This window comes from Spirabiliibacterium falconis (assembly GCF_014885015.1).
Classification (GTDB): Bacteria; Pseudomonadota; Gammaproteobacteria; order Enterobacterales; family Pasteurellaceae; genus Spirabiliibacterium; species Spirabiliibacterium falconis.
The window spans coordinates 284225-305239 of sequence record NZ_JABMIJ010000006.1 but is presented as its reverse complement, the minus strand read 5'-3'; the positions used below and the strand labels follow the sequence as shown (position 1 = coordinate 305239).

Sequence of the window (21015 nt, the reverse complement as noted above, 5' to 3'; positions counted from 1 at the left end):
GTGCGGTTTTTTTAGCTGATATGGATACGATTATTATGTTCAAACACCTCAGCCTTATAGTCGTATAATGTGTGAATAGTATCTGCATTCATTAAGGTGTCAGTTGCACCAAAACCACAGAGCATACCGTGTTTAAGCAACAGTAATTGATCACAATAGCGGCTGACTAAATTGAGATCATGTAGCACAATTAGCACAATATGCTGGCGTGCAAGTGCTTGTGTACAATGTAAAAAATGGTGTTGGTGTTTTAAATCTAGCGCACTTGTTGGCTCATCTAACAGCACTAATTTGGGCTGTTCGGTTGCTTGAATTTGTGCCCATACACGTGCGGCATGCACACGCTGTTTTTCGCCACCAGATAGATGCAGATAGTTTTGATCTTTAAGGTGGGTAATATCAAATTGTGCGAGCACGCGATCGATAACCGCACTTGGGTTTTTCAAACCGTGGTGCATCATTACCCCCATTTCCACAATATCTTTAACACTTAGGGCAAATGCCATTTGGCTATGTTGCGGCATAAATGCCATCTGTGTGGCACGTTGATGTTCATTGAGGTGCTTTAAGGCGTGATCATTCCACAAAATATTGCCTTGATAAGCGATATTCTGCCCAATGGTTTTTAATAGGGTTGATTTTCCAGCACCGTTTGCACCAATAATGCCAATACAGCATGGCTGAGTTACCGAAAAACTGAGTGATTGTAATAAGCATTTATTGCCAATAGTAACAGAAACTTGATTGAGCGATAACATCACATTTTCCCTTTTAATTTCAGCAATAAAGCAATAAAAAATGGCGCACCAATTAAGGCTGTAATGATGCCAATAGGCACTTCCGCTGGCGGTGCAATGGCGCGTGCGAGGATGTCTGCAAACAGTAATAGCACGGCCCCCATAACGCTGCTGGCTGGAATTAATATTTTATGATTTGCACCAAGTAATGTGCGGCAGATATGCGGCACAACTAAGCCGACAAAGCCGATAATGCCCGCCACCGCCACCGCAATGCCGATAGCAAGTGCGGTCAAAAATATACATTGGCGTTTGACACGCTCAATATTAATGCCTAAATGTTGGGCTTCAATATCACCTAATAACAACGCATTAAGGGCATATGCCAGTTGTTTAAAACGGAGTAACACGATGATTAACGCAATAAAGGTAACTATAACATGCCAATAATGACTTTGTGCGAGAGAGCCTAGTTGCCATGTGGTTAAATCACGCAGCGCACGGTCATCAGCAACATATTGCAGTAAGCCGAGCAGTGCAAAGGCAATCGAACCAATGGCTATGCCGCCGAGTAACATTAATGTCATTTGTGAGCCATATTGCGTTTTACCTAGGCGATAGACGAATAGGGTAATTAGCAAGCTGCCCAGAAAGGCAAAAATTGAGGTGATGCCTAATTGTAAACCGAACAAGGACGCGGGCAATAATACAATCGCAATGCCCGCACCGAGTGCTGCACCAGCACTAACCCCAATAATACCAGGGTCAGCTAAGGGATTGCGAAATAATCCTTGTAACACCGCACCACAGCAGCCCAAAATAGCCCCGATAGAGAGGGCTGTTAAGGTGCGTGGCAGACGTAATTGCTGCAAAATAAACACCGTGGCGTTGTCGCCTTGCCCAAAAAGTGCGGTGATAATGTGTTCAAGCTCAAGTTTTACTGCCCCTGTACTCAGAGATAGCAAACTCAATCCCAATAATAATGATAGGGTGATAGCCCCAAAAATAAACGGTGAAATCAGTTTCATTCTTGACACGCAGAATTATTCGCAATAGCGCGCTGTAAGCGAACGCTTTCCTCTAATGAGCTTAAATTAAATCCACCGAGTAATGCTTGCCCATTAACGGTAAAAATGCACTGTTTTTGTGCAGCCGAAAGCTGCTTTAAAAACGGGTATTTCTGTAAAATGCTGTCTAAATCTTGCGCAAGGCTTCGTTCAGAAATAAGCACTACTTTCGGTTGAAGGCTAATTAATGTTTCAATCCCATAAGGATAATAGCTGGATTTCCCGTCCGCACTGTTTTTCAGCCCAATTAACTCAAACATCCCATTGGCGGTTGTCTTGTCGCCACCTGCAAACAGCGCCCCTTTTTCACCTAAAAAGAGAAAAACCGCACTTTGATTATGTTGTTTATGTGCTGCTAGCTCAGCGTTTTGTTGTGTAAGTTGTTTGAGTAGAACCGCACTTTGTTCTTGTTTGTCTAATGTTTTGCCCAGCGTAGCAATATGTTGTTCTAAATCGTGAAGATTATGCTGCTCACTTGACAGCACTAACACCTCAATGCCGACGTGTTTTAATTGGGATAATACACTTTCAGGCCCCATTTCTTCACTCCCAATCACAATACTGGGTTTTAGGGCGATAATGCCCTCTGCACTGAGTTTGCGTTGGTAGCCTAACACGGGCAAATTGCGATCGCGTGCAAATGCCTTGCTGGTGGAGTCTACCGCAACCAGTTCATTGCCAGCACCCAGTTCATTAACCAGTTGTGTAATTCCAAAGCCTGCGGACACGATCCGTTGGGGCTGTGCGGCTGCGATCGCACTACAGAACACACAAGCTAAAAGTGCGGTTAGCTTATATTTCATAAAAACTCCTTGAAGAAAGTGCGGTTAGACCGCACTTTGGTTATTTATCACGGCTTGCACCAAAGGCAATACGTTCTTCACCGCCACCAATTTGACCCACAATTTCGTCGGCGTTAGGTCCAGCAAAGGTTCCACTGTATTTATTAAAGCCAATTTTTTCTCCGTTATTTTTTATGACGGCTACATTGTTGTAAGCACCTTCTCCGAAGCTCATGGTGCCATTTTTACTGACTTTAATTTCAGTTTTTTCTAAGATTAGATCTGACTTGGTCAATTCAATGCCTTCAGCGGTCGGATTCTTATTATCATCTGTAAAACTAGGGCTATATTTGGTGAAGCCATCTTGACGTGCGGTGACTTTCCCGTCGATCATTTTGGTGTCAAAGTTCACGTTTAAGCTCACATCACCCATATAACCTTGTGTTGGTGTTTCGCCTTTTGGACCATCAACATAACCGAGCGTATGCCCTGAGTAGGTTGCCGTGCCTTTTTGTTGTGCAAATTGGGCTTCGGTGGTTGGGGTAGCAAGGAACATTGCTAAGTTATCGTAAGAATATTTTTCGCCGTAGTTATATTGCGTATCTTCAGGAACAAACGTGCCATAACTAGAATAGGATTGATTAACAAATTGAAATCTACCTAGTAATGTGCCGTCTTTATCTTTAACTTCTAAAACGTGTCGTTCATTTGGATCAATTTTTGCATTTTGCAACGCTTTTTTATCAGCGTCAGTCAAAACATCTTTGAGTTGAAGCTGAACAGCGTTATTCGTACCAGGTTTACTCATTGCATGAGCACCACCAGCACTATAATAGCTAGCTACGCCATTTTGTATATTGGGATTATATTCATCTCCACCTAGATAAGGTTTATCAGGAATAGTAATCGTGCGATCCTCCAATCCATTAACCACATCAGGTTTTGGCTCGGTTTCTGCAGGTTGTGTAGGTTCAACAGGCTGTTTAGGTTCTTTTGGCTGTGTTACAGTATCCGAGGCATCAGGTGTTGTAGGCTGAGCAGAATCATCTGGTTTGGTAGAATTATCTGGCTTAGCGGGTTCAGTAGCCTCAGTAGCCTCATCTGTTTTATCTGGTGTGCTATTTGAAGCCCCTTCTTGTGCTTGATGTGGATTAGTTTCACTCGCTGTCGTCGAATTGCGTGGTTGATCCAATTCATACGATGTACTGTTTGATGAACAAGCCGTCAGTGCGGCAAGTAATGTTGCTGCGAGAGTTGTTTTTGTGATGGTTTGCATGGATATTGTCTCCTCTTTGTTTAAGGGTTAAAAACGTACTTCTGCACCCAAATAGAATGTTCTGCCACGTGCTGAGTTGGTAAATGAAAATACGTCATTTTCATTACTATCCACACTGTATTGCGAGGCGGTCGAATTTAGGCTATTGAGTGCATCAACGTAATTTTTGTTCATGAGATTTTGCACAGAGGCTTTTAATAAAATATGTTTATTAATCTGATAGTTCGCATAAACATCAACAATAATTGGGACTTTTGGCATTTCTTGAGTTAGTGTGTCATTTCCTTCTGCATAATCAACGGTAAGCCCATTAGGTTTAAGACGTTGATTTTTACCCGTGTATTTGAAAATAGACCCCAGTGTTAAAGTGCGGTCAAGCAAGCGACCACCCAACTCAAGTGAGCCATAGCTGGTTGGCAGTTGTGTGACCCCAACAGTACCAAACCCTGTACTGACAGTTGAGTTGACATCAATAGGCTCATTTGACTTAATCAGACTTAAATCTAAACGAGCAAAGGCAAAGCCAGCGTCGTAATTGAAATCAAGTTCAATACCACGTTGTTTAATGGTATTGAGTGAATTCATATAAATTTGTGTATGGGAGACAACATTTGGATTATTAAGTGATGTCACTTTTGAGCCACCGGTTGTCACATAAAAACTTTGGTTGTAAATAAAGTCACGGACATTGGATTGGAATGCGGTAACTTTTAATCCGAGAAAATCATCTTTAACAAATACATTGTCTTTATGTGTATTAAAGCCAATTTGGAATGTATGTCCGCGTTCGGGTTTTAAAAATGGATTCATTGAACCACCGCTTTGGTGATTGAAGAAAATTTCATTTAAGTTCGGCATACGAGAGGTGTAGGCATAACTAATATAAGGTGCAAACCAATCAGATGCTTGCCAAGATAACATCACAGAAGGTTTCAGTATTTTTTGAGTAAGCTTCATGCTTGCCCCGCCTTGTGGGAAACACTCAATTTCCTCACAAGCGGGTTTATACCCAGTTGTTTCTGCTTGGGTATAGGTTAAATTACTGTCTAAGGTGAAACGCTGCCAATTGGATTGCAATGTTGCATAGAGGCTATGCATTTTTTGCTTACCAGATGGTGCAAAAGGCGTGTAATTATAGTTATCTTCGTTGACGCCTGTACCGTTTTTAATATATTGATTTGTGAGATAATTTACACCTAAAATAAGCGAGTTTTGGGTATTTAGCCAATCAAATGCCATTTTATTGCTGAGATCGAGATAATTCGATTTATTTTTTGTTTTGGCATCAGCAATTTGCCAAATATTGGCATCATCATTGTAAATTTGTTGATTTTGACTATATGCAGCAAGTAATTTGACATCAACCCATGGCGATGTTGGGGTATAGCGATAATCTAATTGATAACTATCGTGCTCAGTGTCACGCCCGCCAACATTATTGCGATAGCCGTTGTTACTGAATTTAATAAAATGATCGTCATTGGCTTTCCATTCTACTTTTGCCAGCCATGAACGAGGGCGTTGATCTAAGCGTTTAACATAGTCATTATCACTTGAAAAAGTGCCAGCACCTGATTTGTAGTTTGCTTTGCTAGAGTTGCCACTATATGCGGCTAATGCCCCAATATGACCATTATTTTCTAATAATGTTTTGCCACCTAATGCCAGCATTCCGCCACGTCCAACGCCATTATTGCCGACATTAAATTTCGCTAATGCGCCAAGACGATTACCACTGAAAACAATATCATCCACATCTAATGTACGGAAGTTTGCACTACCATTTAATGCATTGATGTTGTGCGCGCCATCGGTACTAAAACCACGCTCAACGGTTGCCGCCACGATGAAGTTTGGATCGATCATAACACCATATTGGCTACTAGGACCATAACCTTCACCATCATTACCAGCGTGGTATTTGCTGCCTGAATTGGACGATGTACCATAAAATGTTTGAGGAACACCATCAACCATCGTATTGACACGCCCAAAGCCCGTCATTCCGCGAATATTGACACTCACTGTGCCTTGAGTTGGGTTAATGTTGGTATAGGTACCAGGTAAGGAGCGAATGGTGCTGTCGAGCGATTGCATTTTTTTATCCGTTGCACCAATGGTACTGACTGCACCTGCGCGTGTATAGCGTTGTTGCTCGGTTGTTTTTTTATCTGCGACCACTTCAATGGTATCAAGTGCGGTTACCGTTTCTGCCATGGCAGACAAGGTATAGCCTGTTAGGCAGGTGAAAATAACCGCACTTACAATTTTATTCAGTTGCATAAGATCTCCTTAAGGTTGTGTACTATTGTTGTTCTTGCTTTAATAAAAAAGAATACGCATCAAGATTACGCTCAATCCGACCATATCGCCCCTGCCCGCTACTGTGCCCACTGTCTTTTTCAATATGAACTAATACAGGGGCATCACTCGTGCTTAATGCACGCACTTTTGCCGCATATTTGAGGCTATCAACAAACGGCACCCGCTTATCTTGCAATGCCGCAATGAGATAGAGTGCAGGGTAGGGTTGTTTGGTAATATTTTGATATGGTGAATAGCTGAGAATATGCTTAAAATCAGTTTGATCAGACAATGAACCCCACTCTTCACTTTCTTGTGCATTTGTGCCGTCTTGAGCATGTGCCAGTGCGCCAACGACATCAAGAAAAGGCACTTGTAGCACTACTGCTTTAAAACGTGTTGGGGCTTGATTAATTGCACCCGCAATGGCTAATGCACCCGCACTTTCGCCTAAGGCATAAAGATGCGTTGTGTTAAATCGCTTTGCTAAGGCATTGGCAACATCAACTGTGTCATTAATACTATTAATTTTATGACGTTTTTTGCCTTGCTGGTGCCACTTTATGCCTAACTCGCCACCACCTCGAATGTGTGCAATAGCGTAGATAAAACCGCGATCCAGCAGGCTGTGATACGCTGTGCCATAGGTCGGCTCAAAGCTAAATCCGTATGCACCGTAAGCAGTGAGTAATAGCGGTGTATCGTGTTGTTTTAGTAAGCCTTTTTTATAAATTAATGATACAGGCACTCGCACACCATCGCGTGTTGTAATCTCAATGTAATCGGTGTGATAATCGCCAGCGAGGGCTTGGGTATCATCTAACCACTGTTTTTTGCGTAAATCATAGCGTAAATGCGTTTTTGGCGTGCCCATTGCCGTATAGGTAAAATCAATAATGCCATCTTGCGTGTTTTCGCCATATTGCGGCCAAGCTAAGTAATTAGGATCTGGAAAGGTAATTTCTGTGCGTTGTTGTGGCATAGTTTTTTGCCAATAACGGTAAAGTCCAATGCCGTTTGACCGCACTTTTACAATAACCCAATCATGTAAAATCGTAAAACTCTCCAGTGATTCCTCATCATCTGGGTGGTAGAGTGGCTGCCAAGGTTGTTGCAGCGTTGGGGTATAAAATAACGCAAAGTGCGGTGCATTGAGATTGGTGCGTAGATAAAAGCCATCATTGCTGTGATCAAGATAGTATTCAACCCCTTTCGTGCGAGGTTTAACCCGTTGCAAGCTCGCTTTCGGTGCATCGAGATCGAGCACATAGGTTTCAGATTGCGATTGTCCAGCAATATCCAATAATAAATAACGTTGGGAGCTAGACTGAGACAAACTCAGATAAAAGCGCGGATCAGGTTCGGCATAGATAAGGCGATCCGTTTGCTGCGGTGTTCCTATTGTGTGGTGATATAATCCACGAATGCGCCCTGAATGGGGATCTTTTTGCAAATAATAAAGTTGCTGATTATCCTTACTCCATACAACTTCACCCGTGGTATTTTCAAGCTCAGGCGTAAAAATTTGTGTGCCAATCTGACCCAATGAAAGGGTGTATAGCTCTCGCCCTTGTGTATCTTCGGCAATGATGACCGATGTATTATCAGGGCTGATGATGGGAGGCAGTAATTGATAATAGTTTGAATAAGCCGAACGTGTACGCCCGTCCACAACGGTTTCCCACGCATGGGTTGCGAGTTTGGTGCGTTGATAGAGAGGGTAGCGTTGCTCGACAGTTTTGCGATAACGATAATGCCCATCACGCCATATTTGTACCGCACTTTGCTGGTTAAGGCGAGCTAACATTTCTTGCCGAAGTTGGTTTTTCAATGCGGTTTGATCTGCCAAATAGGCTTGTGTCGCACGGTTTTCTTGTGCAACGATCTTGTTTAAGGTGTGCTGATGTTGGGGCATTTCCAACCATAAATAATCATCTTGGACGTTCCCCTGCGGTGTAGATAAATAGCCCTGCTTTGGCTCAAGTTGTGGAGCAGGTGCGGCCAGCACAGATAACGATAAAAGTGCGGTCAAGCTAGCTATCACGAATTTCATTTGATCTCCCAAATGAAATCAGCTTCACGCGAATCCATTGCCGTATGGGAATCACTCATCATCACAACGGCATAGTTGTGTTTGCCATAGTCATTGAGGTGTAAAGGCACGCCCATGAATTTACTCACATGAAAACGCCCCGCAATTAATAGCCCAATGCCTGTTTTTGGATCAGTATTTTCCACCAAGGTTTGTGCCATACGGCGATCTTTAAACTGTTGCACACTGACCAATGCGGCGAGCGTGCTGTTATCAAGTTTACCGTGTGTCTGGGTAATAATATCAGCCAGCTGTGCTTTAACGCTATCTTGGGTAGATTGTTGCCCATTGAGCGGATATGCCCCCTGCATAATCGTATTGATTTCATCTTGCGTGAGATTCGCCCCGATGAGATGTGTGCGTGAGCGAGCAATAAACGAGACTAAAGTGTGGTACAATCGCCAATTCCATTTTGGATTCCATTGTATTAGCGTTGCAATGTCTTGAGCGTCTGTTATATGTTCTCGTTGGATCATAACTTGTGCAGCGAGCAGTTTCGCATTTTGTTCGGTTGTGAGCATTTCTAACATCACAGAATGCAAGCCTTTTGGCTGAGTTTGTAATTGTTTTACAAGAAAGAGTTCCGCAAGATGGTGTTTAGGATTGTCATGCACTTCACCGAGTAATACCAAATCGCGTTGCTGCAATTGTTGTAACATAGCCTCAACGGTGATGTAGCGTTGTTGTGCGGTGTCAAAAACAGTTTTTTCATGTAAATAAATCTCGTGTTTATGAGCACAGCTACTTAACAACACAGTAACAAAACTGATGAATGCGAGTGAAATCCATTTCATGATGGCAGTCCATTAATTGAGAAAAATAATGATAATAATTATTATTTGATCAATGCTTTCTAGTCAAGTTTTTTCTTTTTTTGCGGCATATGAATCAATTATTTTTATTTTTCATCTATAAAATCAAGTGGATAGGTAATAAGGGGGTAAATGGTTGCAAAATATAAAGTTTATTAAAAATACTTTTTATAACAATGAGATAAACCACTTTGTGGTTATTAAATCGTCATAGATGTGTTTATAGATTGTTATAAATATTGCATATAGCGACATTTTAATTATAATGATAATAATTCTTATTTTTGGTTTTGTAAGCATTCAAATAATGTCATGATTGCTCGGTATTAACTGCGATTGCAAATATACCGCACTTTAGCTGTCTGCCTTTGGTTAAAGTGCGGTTTTCTAAGGAGAATAAATGGATTTAGCAAATGAAGTTGCGAACATATTAGCTGACGAGCCTCAGCTCAATACGCTGGATTTAGCCAAGCGGTTAGATAAGCCCGAAGGTGATATTATTTGCGCATTGCCAGCCCAATGGGTGCATGTCATCTCGGGCGTGCAGTGTGAAGAATTGCTGCATGAATTAAGCCAATGGGGAAAGTTGGTCACCATTATTGAGAAAGAGGGTTCAATCTTTGAGGTTAAACAGCCCTTTCCTCTAGGGTGTTCAGGTTATGGCTATTACAATTTAAATATGCACGGTGGTGAGCCTGTTGGTGCGTTGTATGGGCATTTAAAATTAAGTAATGTGGATAAAATTGCCTTAGTTAGTAAACCGTTTCGTGGCAAAGAAAGTTATGCATTTGCGTTTATCACAAAGTGCGGTCAAGTGATGTTTAAAATTTATCTAGGACGTAATGAACAGCGTGAACTTATTCCAGAACAAGTGGCTAAATTCAAACAAATTTTATCAAAAACAACTAATTAAGGATGAATAATGGAAGATCGTCAAACTCGTTTACAAAATAAAATCGGCCCCGAAATTCAAGAATTAAAAGAGAATTGTCTGACCATTATGTTGGCAACGGTGGATGAAAATGGGCAACCTAATGTGAGTTATGCACCATTTGCCTTAAATGATCGGGGCTATTATGTCTTTATTTCGGATATTGCACGTCATGCGCGTAATTTAAAACAGAATCCGCGTGTGTCATTAATGCTGATTGAAGATGAAGAGAAATCTCGTCAGATTTTTGCTCGTCGTCGCTTATCGTTTGATGCCGCAGTTGAAATTGTGCCTTATAACAGCGATGAATGGAAAAGTGGCACACAATCACTGCGTGAGCGTCACGGTGAGGTAATGGAACATTTGATGAAGATGCAAGATTTTACCTTGTTTAACCTTGTGCCTGAAAAAGGCTTGTTTGTGAAAGGGTTTGGACAAGCCTTCCAAGTTGATCCGAATGACTTGGTTGGTACAGTGCATCTAGATCAAGGACATTTGGCTCGAGAAACAGCATAAATATGAAAAGAAAAAGGCAACTGCGGTTGCCTTTTTAGATCTTATCAATATCAAATAACGCTAAATTAATACGATTTTCTGTACCATAAAATTCACACAGTGCTTGGTGTAACATGGCTGCACGCTTGGGAAGACCGTGCTGAGCGTAATAGCATACTTGATTATAAACGGCTTGTTTGAAAGGGCGTGTGTCGCCTGTGGTGCCGTTGAGATTATCACTGCTGGCATAAAAACGGTGTTTTGCCGCAACAGAGAGAATCCATTCAAGTGCTTGTGGTTTGACTTCTACTTGTTCAAAAAGACGCTGTTGTGCTTCACTACGCCCGTCTGCTTCATACCAGTAACCAAAATCAACCAATCCCCAACGTTTGCGTCCAGCAACAAGCCAGTGCGCAATTTCATGTAATGCGCTACTAAAATAGCCATGAGCAAAATAGATACCATTAAATGTGCGGTTTTCATCTGCGGGGAGATAAATAGGTTCATCTCCACCTTTGACTAATTTGGTGTTGTATTGGGCATAAAAAGTGCGGTTGAAAAGGGTAATTAAATCGTTGTAATCGTGTGTCATAACGCTAAAAGGGGCAAATGCCCCTTCCTTATTAAAGTTTTTCTAATGCTTGAATGCGTTTTTCAAGTGGTGGGTGGCTCATAAATAGCGCAGCGAGTGAACCTGTACGCTTGCCGTTAATCGCAAATGCAGCGAGTTCACCTTCGAGCTGTTCTGGCTCATGTAGGCTTTGCAAACGACGCAATGCTGCGATCATTTTTTGCTTGCCTACCAATTGTGCAGAGCCAGCGTCGGCATGGAATTCACGATAACGAGAAAACCACATCGCAATGATGCTCGCAAGAAAACCAAAGACAATTTCAAGCACCATTGCCACCATAAAATACATGCCTGAGCTGGTTTCGCCATCACGATTGCTCGCAACAACTTTGGCAATCATTCGAGATACAAAAATCACAAATGTATTGAGCACTCCCTGTAATAAGGTCATTGTCACCATATCACCATTGGCAATGTGGCTGACTTCGTGAGCGAGTACCGCCTCAGCTTCATCACGCGTCATATTATTTAAAAGCCCTGTACTGACGGCGACCAATGAATTTTTTTTCGACGCACCTGTTGCGAACGCATTCACATCACTTGAGTGATAAATGGCCACCTCAGGCATTGGAATGCCGGCTTTTTGGGTTTGTTGTGCTACAGTGTTGAGTAGCCAACGCTCTGTTTCATTTCGTGGCTGTGTAATCACTTCGCCGCCCACAGCTCGTAGTGCCATCGTTTTGGATAAAAAGAGAGAAATTAATGAGCCTGAAAACCCGAACAGTGCTGCAAAAATCAACAAGCCTGTTGCATCTTGCGCCTGAATGCCCGTCAAACTTAAGATAATGTTAAATACGAACAATACTGCCATATTGGTCAATAAAAACAGTACAATTCTCATCATAATTGGTTACTCCTTAATGTGATTTAGCTCTCTTATTAATAGTTATAAAAATGTTATTTTCAAGCCTAATGTGGTGAAAATTTGTCTTTTTTACAATAATTTTACGCAGAGAAAAACAAAGTGCGGTCTAGGGCGAGTGAATAAGATAGAAAAGGCTGCACCCAGTTTGGGTGCAGTATATTAAGAAATGACTAAGCGGCTACCATTACCATCGCGGGGCGAATAACACGTCCATTGAGCAAATACCCTTTTTGTAATACTTGGGTGATTTGATTGCTAGAAAAGCCTTCGGTTGGGTTCATCGCAATGGCTTGGTGTAAGTCTGGATTGAAGGCTTCGCCAACATCACCGACCGCTGTAATACCAAATTTATTTACCGTTGAGATCAACGATTTATATGTCAATTCAACCCCATCAAACATAGGTTTGCTTGTTTCATCAATATTCTCAGGTTTTGACGTTATTGCACGCTCAAGATTATCAATGACCTCTAATAATTCTTTTGCAAATTTTTCAAGGGCGAAGTTGTGGGCTTTTTCCACATCTTGCTCAGCACGACGACGCACATTTTGCAATTCCGCTTGATTGCGTAATTGCAGATCTTGTAATTGTTTTTTAACATCATCTTGTTGTGCTTGTAATGCATCTTCTAGCTCTTGCACACGGGCAATGGCCTCTTCGAGTGCATCAGGTTCATTTTCTGAAACCGCACTTTCCTCATTAAGTTCGGTGGTGTTTTCAGCCTGTTGTGTTTCTTCTTGCAACGTTTCAGTTTGTTTTTCTTGCTCTGACATAGTGTTCTCCGTTTCATTAAATGTGCTTATTCTACCCAAAAAAATGGCTATGCGTAAGGGCAGAACGGATTTATGCTGTTATTCTAAATGCTTTTTGTTAATATAGTGGCAAAAAGTGCGGTTTCAAGGCACAGTGATTTTTACCTGTAAAGAAAAAATATGCAACAGACAGCAGATTTTCAGTCAAAACACCATTTTAAGACTATCGCATTGGTCGGTCGTCCACGCAATCATAACGCATTACAAATGCATATTAACATTTATCATTGGTTGCAAGAGCGTGGCTATCGCGTTTTAGTTGAAGACACGATCGCCAAAGGGCTAGCGATTAGTGACGATGATGTTGCGAGTATTGAGCGTATAGGCGAACAAGCAGATCTGGCGATTGTGATCGGCGGTGATGGTAATATGTTAGGGCGTGCACGAATTTTAGCTCGCTATGATATTGCTGTCATTGGCATTAATCGTGGGCACCTTGGTTTTTTGACCGATATTGATCCTAAAAATGCCTATTCTCAGCTCCATGCCTTGCTGGAAGGGGGCGAATATTTCATTGAAGAACGTTTTTTGCTAGAGGCTATTATTGAGCGTGAGGGGGCACTGATTCCCATCAATAATGCGGTGAATGAAGTGGTTATTCACCCTGCGAAAATTGCCCATATGATTGATTTTCAAGTCTATATTGATAACAAATTTGCGTTTTCTCAGCGTTCTGATGGGTTAATTATCTCAACTCCAACGGGCTCAACAGCCTATTCATTATCAGCAGGTGGGCCAATATTAACACCACAATTAAATGCTATTGCACTCGTACCAATGTTTCCGCACACCCTTTCATCACGCCCTTTGGTCATCGACGGTAATAGTGAAATTTCGTTACGTTTTGCTCAATATACGGAACGCCAGTTGGAAATAAGTTGTGATAGCCAAGTTACCGCCCTCTTTTCCCCTGATGATAAAATTATTGTGCGAAAAAGTGCTGATACCTTGCGTTTAGTGCATCTTAATGATTATAACTATTTTAATGTATTAAGCTCCAAACTTGGCTGGCTCAAAAAATTATTCTAAATGTAGCAAAAAACACTTTACTGTATAAAAAAACAGTCTATACTGTGTTTTATTGTATAAATAACCAGTTTGGTGTTGTTATGTTAATTCATTTAAGCATTAATCAGTTTGCAATCGTTGAAACACTGGAGCTTAGCTTAAAGTGCGGTATGAGTGTGATCACAGGTGAAACTGGGGCGGGTAAATCCATCGCTATTGATGCACTTGGTCTGTGTTTAGGCGAGCGATGTGACAGCTCAATGATTCGTCATGGACAAGAGCGAAGTGATGTGCGAGCAACGTTTCTCATTGGTGAAAATACTCAAGCGATAGCATGGTTGGAGCAGCATGAATTGATTGATGAAGATGCCCCCACACAATGCACGCTACGGCGCGTGTTACGTACAGATGGCCGCTCTAAAGCCTTCATTAATAATTGCCCTGTACCTGTGGCACAACTGCGAGAATTGAGCCAATATCTGATTCAAATTAATGGACAGCACAGCACTCAACGCTTACTAAAAAGTGAATATCAGCTCAGTTTATTAGATACATTTTGTCATAATCATGAATTATTATCAGCAATGACAACAGCATATCAACAATGGAAGGCGGCTAAAAAAGCACTGCATGACTTTCAACAGGATATGGCAAGCAAAGCTGCACAAAGACAATTACTGGAATATCAAGTCAGTGAACTTGATGACTTTGCTCCTCAAGAAGGAGAATTTGACGCTCTTGAAGAGCAACAAAGCTGTTTGGCAAATAGCGAAAATATGACGGAATTGGCACAATCAGCACTGAATTTGCTAAGTGAAGGGGCAAGTAATATTGAGTCTATGTTGTACAGAGCGGGGCAATATTGTGAAGAATTAGCACAAATTAGCCAACAATATGTGGGATTACAACGTTATTTAGATGATGCGTTAATCCAAGTCCAAGAAGCGAGTAGTGAATTAAGCTCGTTAAGCTCAGGTATAGAGCAGGATCCGCAATTACTGGCTGAAGTTGAGCAGCGTTTAGCATCATATATTCAATTAGCAAAAAAACATTATATCAAACCGCAAGAGTTGGTAGCTCAGCATATAGCATTAAAAGATACATTAGCACAATTATCCGACATCAACGAGAGTGAAGCTACATTGCAAAGTGCGGTAGCACAGTGTGAAAAAATGATGCAGCAGTGTGCACGAAAACTGTCGCAAGCACGTAGTCAGGGAGCTCATGCATTAAGTGAAAAAATTAATCAGCAATTGCATTTATTGGCGATGGAAAATGCGCATTTTGGCATCGAAATAATCGACACACCAAATTTGAGTGCATTAGGTGGCAATGAAGTGACATTTATGCTACAAGCCAATTTAGGGCAAAGTATGCAACCATTGGCAAAAGTTGCATCTGGCGGGGAATTATCACGCATTGCATTAGCGTTACAAGCACTAACCGCAGATAAATATGCGATTCCAACGTTAATTTTTGATGAAATTGATACAGGTATTAGTGGTGCAACGGCTACCGTAGTGGGTAAATTATTACATGAACTAGGACAAAAATGTCAGGTATTGTGTGTTACGCATTTGCCACAAGTGGCTGCGTTTGGAGATAACCATTTTAGTGTGGAAAAATATACACATAATGGGAAAACCATCACAGAAATGACCGCACTTGATAATGAACAGCGTGTTTATGCGTTATCGAAGTTACTTGGTGGAAGTGCGGTAACAAAAACAACATTGGCAAATGCGAAAGAATTATTGCAGTTAGCAAGTTAGATGAGAATAGAAAAACGGCTCAATTGAGCCGTTTTATTTTTAGTGGTCAAGGTGTAAGAATTGCATATGACGTTCGTATTGGTTGAGCATATCCGTAATAATTTGCTCTTTTGTGTAACCAACTAAATCATATTCTTGGCTGCCTTCACGTAAGAACACCTCGGCTCGATAATAGTGTTCTTCACGTGAATTCGTGATATTTCCAGCTTGACCCAATGCGAGTACAGGTTTAATAGCCTTGATCAACCGCACTTCATAAATAAAGTCTTCTTCGGTTTCTGGTGAGTCGTCGCCATGCACGACATAAAAGATCAACTCAGAACCATCTTGACGATGTTCAATGCGTGATAAAATCCCTTTTGATTTAAGCTCTTGTGATACTTCTTGCATTGCAGGCTCGATGCTTTGACTCATAAAGGCAAGCACGGTTTTTTTGCTTGGAAAATGCACGATGCGCGCTAAGCGTTCACGCCAAGTGCGTCCACCTTGTAATACAGGAGCCATATCGACATTACTGGCTTTACGCTTTTTGCTTTCTCGGCTTAAACTGATCCACATTGACGCCATATAAATTAATAACACGATAGAAAATGGCAGACCAGCGACAACAGATACGGCTTGTAATGAGCTAAATCCACCTGCAAATAGTAATCCAAGTGTGATCAATCCTGTTGCTGTTGCCCAAAATAAGCGTAACCAAATAGGAGCATCTGCACCTGATGCAAGATTTTTAGAACTTAAATTAGCAAGTACGAGTGCGCCAGAGTCAGCAGAGGTTACAAAGAAGATTAAGCCGATCATAACAGCCATCGTAGCCCATAAAGAGGCGAGTGGATAGTGATCGAATAAGGCAAACATTCCCATTGCGGGATCATCAAGTGCTATTTTTCCTAGCTCAGTTGCACCGTGGCTTACAAGATCAATGGCACTGTTACCGAAAATTGAAAACCAAGCAAAGATAAAGCCTAGTGGAATGAACATAACGCCGAAAACAAATTCACGCAGGGTACGACCACGGGAAATTCGTGCAATAAAAAGCCCTACAAATGGTGCCCAAGCGACCCACCACGCCCAGAAAAATACGGTCCACCACGATTTCCATTCTGCGCCTTGTTCACCTTCATAGGCATATACATCAAAGGTTTTAGCAATAATTGTCTGGAAATAATCGCCGATATTTTCTGTGAAGGCGTTGAGTAAGAAAATAGTTGGCCCCATCACCAATAAAGCGATGAGCAAGATGGTTGCTCCCCCCATATTAATTTCAGAAAGGCGGCGTACACCTCGTTCTACGCCTGACATTGCTGAAAGCCCTGCAACAACGGTAACACCAATGATTATTGCCGATTGTACGAATTTACTTGATTCAATACCGAATACATGAGTCAGACCGGCATTAGCTTGTAATACGCCAATTCCAAGCGAGGTTGCGATTCCAAGTAGTGTACATACCACGCCAAATGTATCGACACTATGGCCAAGCCAGCCGTCAGTGCGTTTCTGTCCAAATACAGGAACGAGTGCGCTTCGTAGAGCTAGAGGAAGATTTTGACGATAAGAAAAGTAGGCTAGTGCCATACCAATAAGTGCATAAATGCCCCAACCATGTAGTCCCCAGTGTAGAAATGTTTGAGATAAAGCAGCGCGTGCTGCGGCAGGGGTGGCACCTTCTCCCATATTCGGGGTTAAATAGTGTGCGAGAGGCTCAGAGGCTCCAAAAAACAGCAAATCAATCCCAATCCCAGCTGAGAATAACATGGCCGCCCAGGCAAGAAAGGGAAAATCGGGTTTATCGTGATCTTGCCCCAATTTTATGTCGCCATAGCGTGATACCCCAACGAAGAGGGCAAAAATCGTATAGGCAGCAACGACTAGCATGTAATACCAGCCGAATGAATCAGATACCCAGCGAAGAGAATTATCCAGTAGCTGTCCGCTGGTTTCGGGAAATATGATGGTAAAAATAATGAGGGCAATTGATAAAATTGCAGATGCAAGAAATACAATTTTATTCACTGACAATTGGGCATTGTCAGCATCAGTCGCCTTTATTTGACTGTGCATACAATTTTCCTTTTGTTGTGTTTAAAGATGAGTAACCGCACTTTGTATAAAGTGCGGTTGCGAATTATTTACGCTTAGGCTCGTGATGCAGTGGCGCACCGTTAGCAACATAATAATCAACGGCTGCACGAGCAAGGGGAGCTTTGCCACGGATGCGATCAGCGATTTTTTCGGCAATCATCACGGTGGTTGCATTTAGATTGCCTGTAATGATATTTGGCATAATTGACGCATCAACCACGCGCAAGCCATCAATACCATGCACACGTCCTTGACCGTCAACTACGGCATCATTGCTTTCTCCCATCGCACAGGTGCACGAAGGATGATAGGCTGTTTCAGCATGATTGCGTACATATTCATCAAGTTGGGCGTCAGTTGTAATATCTTCTGTTGGCGTGATGACCTTACCACGATATGGATCCAGCGCAGGCTGATTCATGATTTCACGTGTGATGCGAATAGCGGCACGAAATTCTTCCCAATCTTGTTCATGACTCATATAGTTAAACAAAATACTAGGATGTGCTTTAGGATCACGAGAAAGTAATTTAATTCGCCCACGGCTGAGTGAACGCATTGAGCCTACATGTGCTTGAAAACTATGCGATTTGGCAGCATTGCGTCCGTCATAGCGCACGGCGATAGGTAAAAAGTGATATTGAATATTCGGCCATTCAAATTTTGCATCACTGCGAATAAATCCACCCGCTTCAAAATGGTTAGTCGCGCCTAGACCTGTACCATTAAATAGCCATTGTGCTCCAATGGCAGGTTTATTCCACCACTTGGTTGCAGGTGAAATAGACACAGGCTGTAAGCATTCATATTGCATATAAAGTTCAAGATGATCTTGTAAATTATTTCCAACACCAGGTAAATCTAAAACTTCTTGCACTCCCGCCTCACGCAACCATTCACCAGGCCCTATTCCTGAACGTTGTAAGATTTGCGGGGAGGCGATAGCACCTGCACAGAGCAGCACTTCTCGTTTAGCGTAAGCTGTTTTACTTTCACCTTTATGTTCAAATTTCACGCCTTTGGCACGCTTATTCTCAATGAGAATAGTATCCGTTATAGCCTGCGTTAAAATTGTTAAACGAGAGCGATGTTTTGCCATATCAAGATAACCCCGTGCAGTGGATGAGCGTCGTCCATTTGGGGTGACAAAACGATCCATCGGACCAAATCCTTCTTGCTGATAGCCATTAAGATCATCAGTACGTGGATAACCCGCATCAACACCAGCTTGAATCATCGCTTCAAATAGAGGATTAACATCTCTCTTCGCCGTGGTTACATGCACTGGCCCATTGCCGCCATGATAATCATTTTCACCAGCATCACGTTGTTCTGCTTTTTTAAAATAGGGCAAACAATCAAGGTAAGTCCAATCTTCTAAGCCTGGAATTTTTGCCCAATGATCGAAATCAAGGGCATTACCGCGAATATAGCACATTCCATTGATGAGCGATGAACCGCCTAAGCCTTTTCCACGACCGCAGTCCATACGGCGATTATTCATATGAGGTTCAGGATCGGTTTTATAACCCCAATTATACATGCGTCCTTGCAGCGGCATAGCGAGAGCGGCAGGCATTTGCGTGCGAAAATCTAAGCGGTAATCAGGATGCCCTGCCTCAAGTAGCAGTACGCTGACATCGGCATCTTCGGTTAAGCGAGCAGCTAGCACATTGCCTGCTGAGCCAGCACCAATAATGATATAATCGTATTCTTGAAATGTTGACATAAATTTCCTTCTTCTTATTCCTTCTTTTTAAATCTCAAAGACTAAAAGTGCGGTCAAATCACTCAAAGACACTGACGAAAGGCTCTAACTCCACTTGAATTGATTTTGTCTGTGTGTAATGCATCAGCGTTTGAATGCCATTTTCTCGTCCTACACCCGATTGTTTATAGCCACCTACAGGCATTGGTGCGGGTGACTCGCCCCATGTATTGATCCAGCAAATTCCAGCTTGTAGCTGAGCAATAATGCGATGGGCTCGTTGAAGATCGCAAGTTACAACACCAGCGGCAAGACCATATTTTGTATTGTTAGCACGCTCAATGGCTTCCTCTTCAGTGTCATAGCTCAGAATACTCATCACGGGACCAAAAATTTCTTCTTGCACAATGGTCATGTCATCACGGCAATCTGTAAATACTGTCGGTGCAATATATGCACCTTGTGCAAATTCACCGCTTAAACGCTCACCACCAGCGAGAAGTTTTGCACCCTGTTCTTTACCTTTCTCAATGTAACTAAGGACTTTTTCCATATGTGGAAAGCTGACCACTGGACCAAAATTGGTTTCTTCGTTTAAAGGAGTACCAATTTTAATGCGTTTTACCCGTTCAAGGATGCTTTGTTCGAATTTGGATTTCAGCTTGGTCGGCACAAAGACACGTGTACCATTAGTACAGACTTGTCCAGAACTATAAAAATTTGCCATCATTGCAATATCTGCTGCCTGATTGAGATCAGCATCATCACAGATAATTAATGGGGACTTGCCCCCAAGCTCCATAGTGACCTCTTTTAGGGTTGATGAAGAGGCTTGTGCCATCACTTTTTTGCCCGTTGATACGCCTCCTGTGAATGAGACTTTGGCGATGTTAGGATGCTCACTTAAGAGTTGTCCTACGCGATAGTCACCTTGTACCACGTTAAAAACGCCATTAGGTAAGCCCGCTTCGGTGAAAATCTCAGCTAATTTAAGTGCGGTTAACGGTGTAATTTCACTGGGTTTAAAAATCATTGCATTACCTGCTGCAAGAGCAGGCGCAGCCTTCCACATAGCAATCTGAATTGGATAGTTCCAAGCACCGATTCCTGCAACCACGCCAAGAGGCTCTTGGCGGGTATAAACAAAACTGGTTTCGCGCAATGGAATCTGACGTCCTTCAATTGCAACAGCAAGACCAGCGTAATATTCGATCACATCGGCACCTGTTTGAATATCAACAGATTGTGTTTCAGAAAGTGGTTTACCAGTATCTTGCGTTTCAAGCTGGGCAAGTTCATCGTTACGAGAGCGTAAAATATCAACGGATTTGAGCAAGATACGGCTGCGTTCAACAGGCGTCATTTTCGCCCAAATAACTTGACCTTGCTGTGCACTTGCAACGGCAAAATTAATTTCTTTCTCATCACTTTGTTGAATTTTTGCGATAATTTCACCGTTGGCTGGATTAATTGTTTCAAATGTTTCAGCATTATTATTGTGTTCAACATAACGTCCATTAATATAAGCTGTTTGTGTTTTCATAATATCCTTTTTGGTTATATCTATTAAATTAAATATGAGATGAAACTTTTTTATTATCAATGTGATATTGTTTATTTAAAATAAACCGCACTTTT

Annotated in this window: 17 protein-coding genes; 4 read left to right on the top strand and 13 right to left on the bottom strand. The window is 41.9% G+C overall.

The genetic code is table 11. The annotated features are described in order from the left end of the window. Positions 1 to 11: 11 nt before the first annotated feature. The 7 genes from HPC40_RS04080 to HPC40_RS04050 are packed head-to-tail and all read right to left on the bottom strand — an operon-like array spanning position 12 to position 9052. Positions 12 to 758: an ATP-binding cassette domain-containing protein gene (locus HPC40_RS04080; protein ID WP_208118208.1), complete on the bottom strand. Its 747-nt coding sequence runs from the start codon at positions 756 to 758 to the stop codon at positions 12 to 14. Continuing rightward, positions 758 to 1765 (bottom strand): FecCD family ABC transporter permease, encoded by a 1008-nt coding sequence (locus HPC40_RS04075; RefSeq protein ID WP_208118207.1) that lies wholly within the window; start codon positions 1763 to 1765, stop codon positions 758 to 760. Before HPC40_RS04075 ends, HPC40_RS04080 begins: the two co-directional genes overlap by 1 nt. Further along, positions 1762 to 2607 carry a heme/hemin ABC transporter substrate-binding protein gene (locus HPC40_RS04070; RefSeq protein WP_208118206.1) on the bottom strand — a complete coding sequence of 282 codons (846 nt, stop codon included), beginning with the start codon at positions 2605 to 2607 and terminating at the stop codon, positions 1762 to 1764. The genes HPC40_RS04075 and HPC40_RS04070 overlap by 4 nt, the downstream gene beginning before the upstream one ends. Positions 2608 to 2647: 40 nt before the next feature. After that, the gene (locus HPC40_RS04065) at positions 2648 to 3862 is read right to left on the bottom strand and encodes a transferrin-binding protein-like solute binding protein (RefSeq protein WP_208118205.1); all 1215 of its coding nucleotides are present in this window, start codon (positions 3860 to 3862) and stop codon (positions 2648 to 2650) included. A gap of 27 nt (positions 3863 to 3889) precedes the next feature. Further along, entirely contained in the window at positions 3890 to 6145 is a 2256-nt protein-coding gene (locus tag HPC40_RS04060; RefSeq protein WP_208118204.1) for a TonB-dependent receptor domain-containing protein, read from the bottom strand. A 22-nt stretch (positions 6146 to 6167) separates the two neighbouring features. Next, a complete protein-coding gene (locus tag HPC40_RS04055; RefSeq protein ID WP_208118203.1) occupies positions 6168 to 8219 on the bottom strand; it encodes a prolyl oligopeptidase family serine peptidase in 2052 nt (683 codons plus the stop codon). Continuing rightward, a complete protein-coding gene (locus HPC40_RS04050) occupies positions 8216 to 9052 on the bottom strand; it encodes a ChaN family lipoprotein (RefSeq protein WP_208118202.1) in 837 nt (278 codons plus the stop codon). Before HPC40_RS04050 ends, HPC40_RS04055 begins: the two co-directional genes overlap by 4 nt. 418 nt (positions 9053 to 9470) lie before the next feature. Between HPC40_RS04050 and hutX the strand changes: the two genes are divergently transcribed. Both hutX and hutZ read left to right on the top strand, forming a co-directional pair. After that, a complete protein-coding gene (hutX, locus tag HPC40_RS04045; RefSeq protein ID WP_208118201.1) occupies positions 9471 to 9983 on the top strand; it encodes a heme utilization cystosolic carrier protein HutX in 513 nt (170 codons plus the stop codon). 9 nt (positions 9984 to 9992) lie between these two features. Next, the gene (gene hutZ / locus HPC40_RS04040) at positions 9993 to 10517 is read left to right on the top strand and encodes a heme utilization protein HutZ (RefSeq protein WP_208118200.1); all 525 of its coding nucleotides are present in this window, start codon (positions 9993 to 9995) and stop codon (positions 10515 to 10517) included. Positions 10518 to 10551: 34 nt separating this feature from the next. Here the strand turns inward: hutZ and HPC40_RS04035 are convergent, their stop codons facing one another. From HPC40_RS04035 to grpE, 3 genes are all read right to left on the bottom strand, one after another. Then, a complete protein-coding gene (locus tag HPC40_RS04035; RefSeq protein ID WP_208118199.1) occupies positions 10552 to 11088 on the bottom strand; it encodes an elongation factor P hydroxylase in 537 nt (178 codons plus the stop codon). Between the two features lie 31 nt (positions 11089 to 11119). Then, a complete protein-coding gene (gene htpX, locus HPC40_RS04030) occupies positions 11120 to 11971 on the bottom strand; it encodes a protease HtpX (RefSeq protein ID WP_208118198.1) in 852 nt (283 codons plus the stop codon). 191 nt (positions 11972 to 12162) lie between these two features. Continuing rightward, positions 12163 to 12765 (bottom strand): nucleotide exchange factor GrpE, encoded by a 603-nt coding sequence (gene grpE / locus HPC40_RS04025; protein ID WP_208118197.1) that lies wholly within the window; start codon positions 12763 to 12765, stop codon positions 12163 to 12165. Positions 12766 to 12924: 159 nt separating this feature from the next. Between grpE and HPC40_RS04020 the strand changes: the two genes are divergently transcribed. After that, positions 12925 to 13833 (top strand): NAD(+) kinase, encoded by a 909-nt coding sequence (locus tag HPC40_RS04020; protein ID WP_208118196.1) that lies wholly within the window; start codon positions 12925 to 12927, stop codon positions 13831 to 13833. An 80-nt stretch (positions 13834 to 13913) separates the two neighbouring features. Continuing rightward, positions 13914 to 15584, top strand: coding sequence for a DNA repair protein RecN (gene recN / locus HPC40_RS04015; protein ID WP_208118195.1), 1671 nt, complete (start codon positions 13914 to 13916; stop codon positions 15582 to 15584). 39 nt (positions 15585 to 15623) lie between these two features. Here recN and betT read toward each other — a convergent pair whose 3' ends face one another. From betT to betB, 3 genes are all read right to left on the bottom strand, one after another. Beyond that, on the bottom strand, positions 15624 to 17648 hold the full coding sequence (betT, locus tag HPC40_RS04010; protein ID WP_208118194.1) for a choline BCCT transporter BetT: 2025 nt from the start codon (positions 17646 to 17648) through the stop codon (positions 15624 to 15626). A 64-nt stretch (positions 17649 to 17712) separates the two neighbouring features. Next, positions 17713 to 19398 carry a choline dehydrogenase gene (betA, locus tag HPC40_RS04005; RefSeq protein ID WP_208118193.1) on the bottom strand — a complete coding sequence of 562 codons (1686 nt, stop codon included), beginning with the start codon at positions 19396 to 19398 and terminating at the stop codon, positions 17713 to 17715. A 58-nt stretch (positions 19399 to 19456) separates the two neighbouring features. After that, complete coding sequence (gene betB / locus HPC40_RS04000) at positions 19457 to 20920, bottom strand: betaine-aldehyde dehydrogenase (RefSeq protein ID WP_208118192.1); 1464 nt, start codon at positions 20918 to 20920, stop codon at positions 19457 to 19459. Positions 20921 to 21015 lie beyond the last annotated feature (95 nt).

Excerpts from the sequence above, each read along its gene's own strand:
- HPC40_RS04020 (WP_208118196.1), top strand. The coding sequence starts at position 12,925 with ATGCAACAGACAGCAGATTTTCAGTCAAAACACCATTTTAAGACTATC.
- betA (WP_208118193.1), bottom strand. The coding sequence starts at position 19,398 with ATGTCAACATTTCAAGAATACGATTATATCATTATTGGTGCTGGCTCA.
- HPC40_RS04075 (WP_208118207.1), bottom strand. The coding sequence starts at position 1,765 with ATGAAACTGATTTCACCGTTTATTTTTGGGGCTATCACCCTATCATTA.
- HPC40_RS04065 (WP_208118205.1), bottom strand. The coding sequence starts at position 3,862 with ATGCAAACCATCACAAAAACAACTCTCGCAGCAACATTACTTGCCGCA.
- HPC40_RS04055 (WP_208118203.1), bottom strand. The coding sequence starts at position 8,219 with ATGAAATTCGTGATAGCTAGCTTGACCGCACTTTTATCGTTATCTGTG.
- betT (WP_208118194.1), bottom strand. The coding sequence starts at position 17,648 with ATGCACAGTCAAATAAAGGCGACTGATGCTGACAATGCCCAATTGTCA.
- hutX (WP_208118201.1), top strand. The coding sequence starts at position 9,471 with ATGGATTTAGCAAATGAAGTTGCGAACATATTAGCTGACGAGCCTCAG.
- HPC40_RS04070 (WP_208118206.1), bottom strand. The coding sequence starts at position 2,607 with ATGAAATATAAGCTAACCGCACTTTTAGCTTGTGTGTTCTGTAGTGCG.
- HPC40_RS04035 (WP_208118199.1), bottom strand. The coding sequence starts at position 11,088 with ATGACACACGATTACAACGATTTAATTACCCTTTTCAACCGCACTTTT.
- grpE (WP_208118197.1), bottom strand. The coding sequence starts at position 12,765 with ATGTCAGAGCAAGAAAAACAAACTGAAACGTTGCAAGAAGAAACACAA.
- recN (WP_208118195.1), top strand. The coding sequence starts at position 13,914 with ATGTTAATTCATTTAAGCATTAATCAGTTTGCAATCGTTGAAACACTG.
- HPC40_RS04060 (WP_208118204.1), bottom strand. The coding sequence starts at position 6,145 with ATGCAACTGAATAAAATTGTAAGTGCGGTTATTTTCACCTGCCTAACA.
- hutZ (WP_208118200.1), top strand. The coding sequence starts at position 9,993 with ATGGAAGATCGTCAAACTCGTTTACAAAATAAAATCGGCCCCGAAATT.
- HPC40_RS04050 (WP_208118202.1), bottom strand. The coding sequence starts at position 9,052 with ATGAAATGGATTTCACTCGCATTCATCAGTTTTGTTACTGTGTTGTTA.
- htpX (WP_208118198.1), bottom strand. The coding sequence starts at position 11,971 with ATGATGAGAATTGTACTGTTTTTATTGACCAATATGGCAGTATTGTTC.
- HPC40_RS04080 (WP_208118208.1), bottom strand. The coding sequence starts at position 758 with ATGTTATCGCTCAATCAAGTTTCTGTTACTATTGGCAATAAATGCTTA.
- betB (WP_208118192.1), bottom strand. The coding sequence starts at position 20,920 with ATGAAAACACAAACAGCTTATATTAATGGACGTTATGTTGAACACAAT.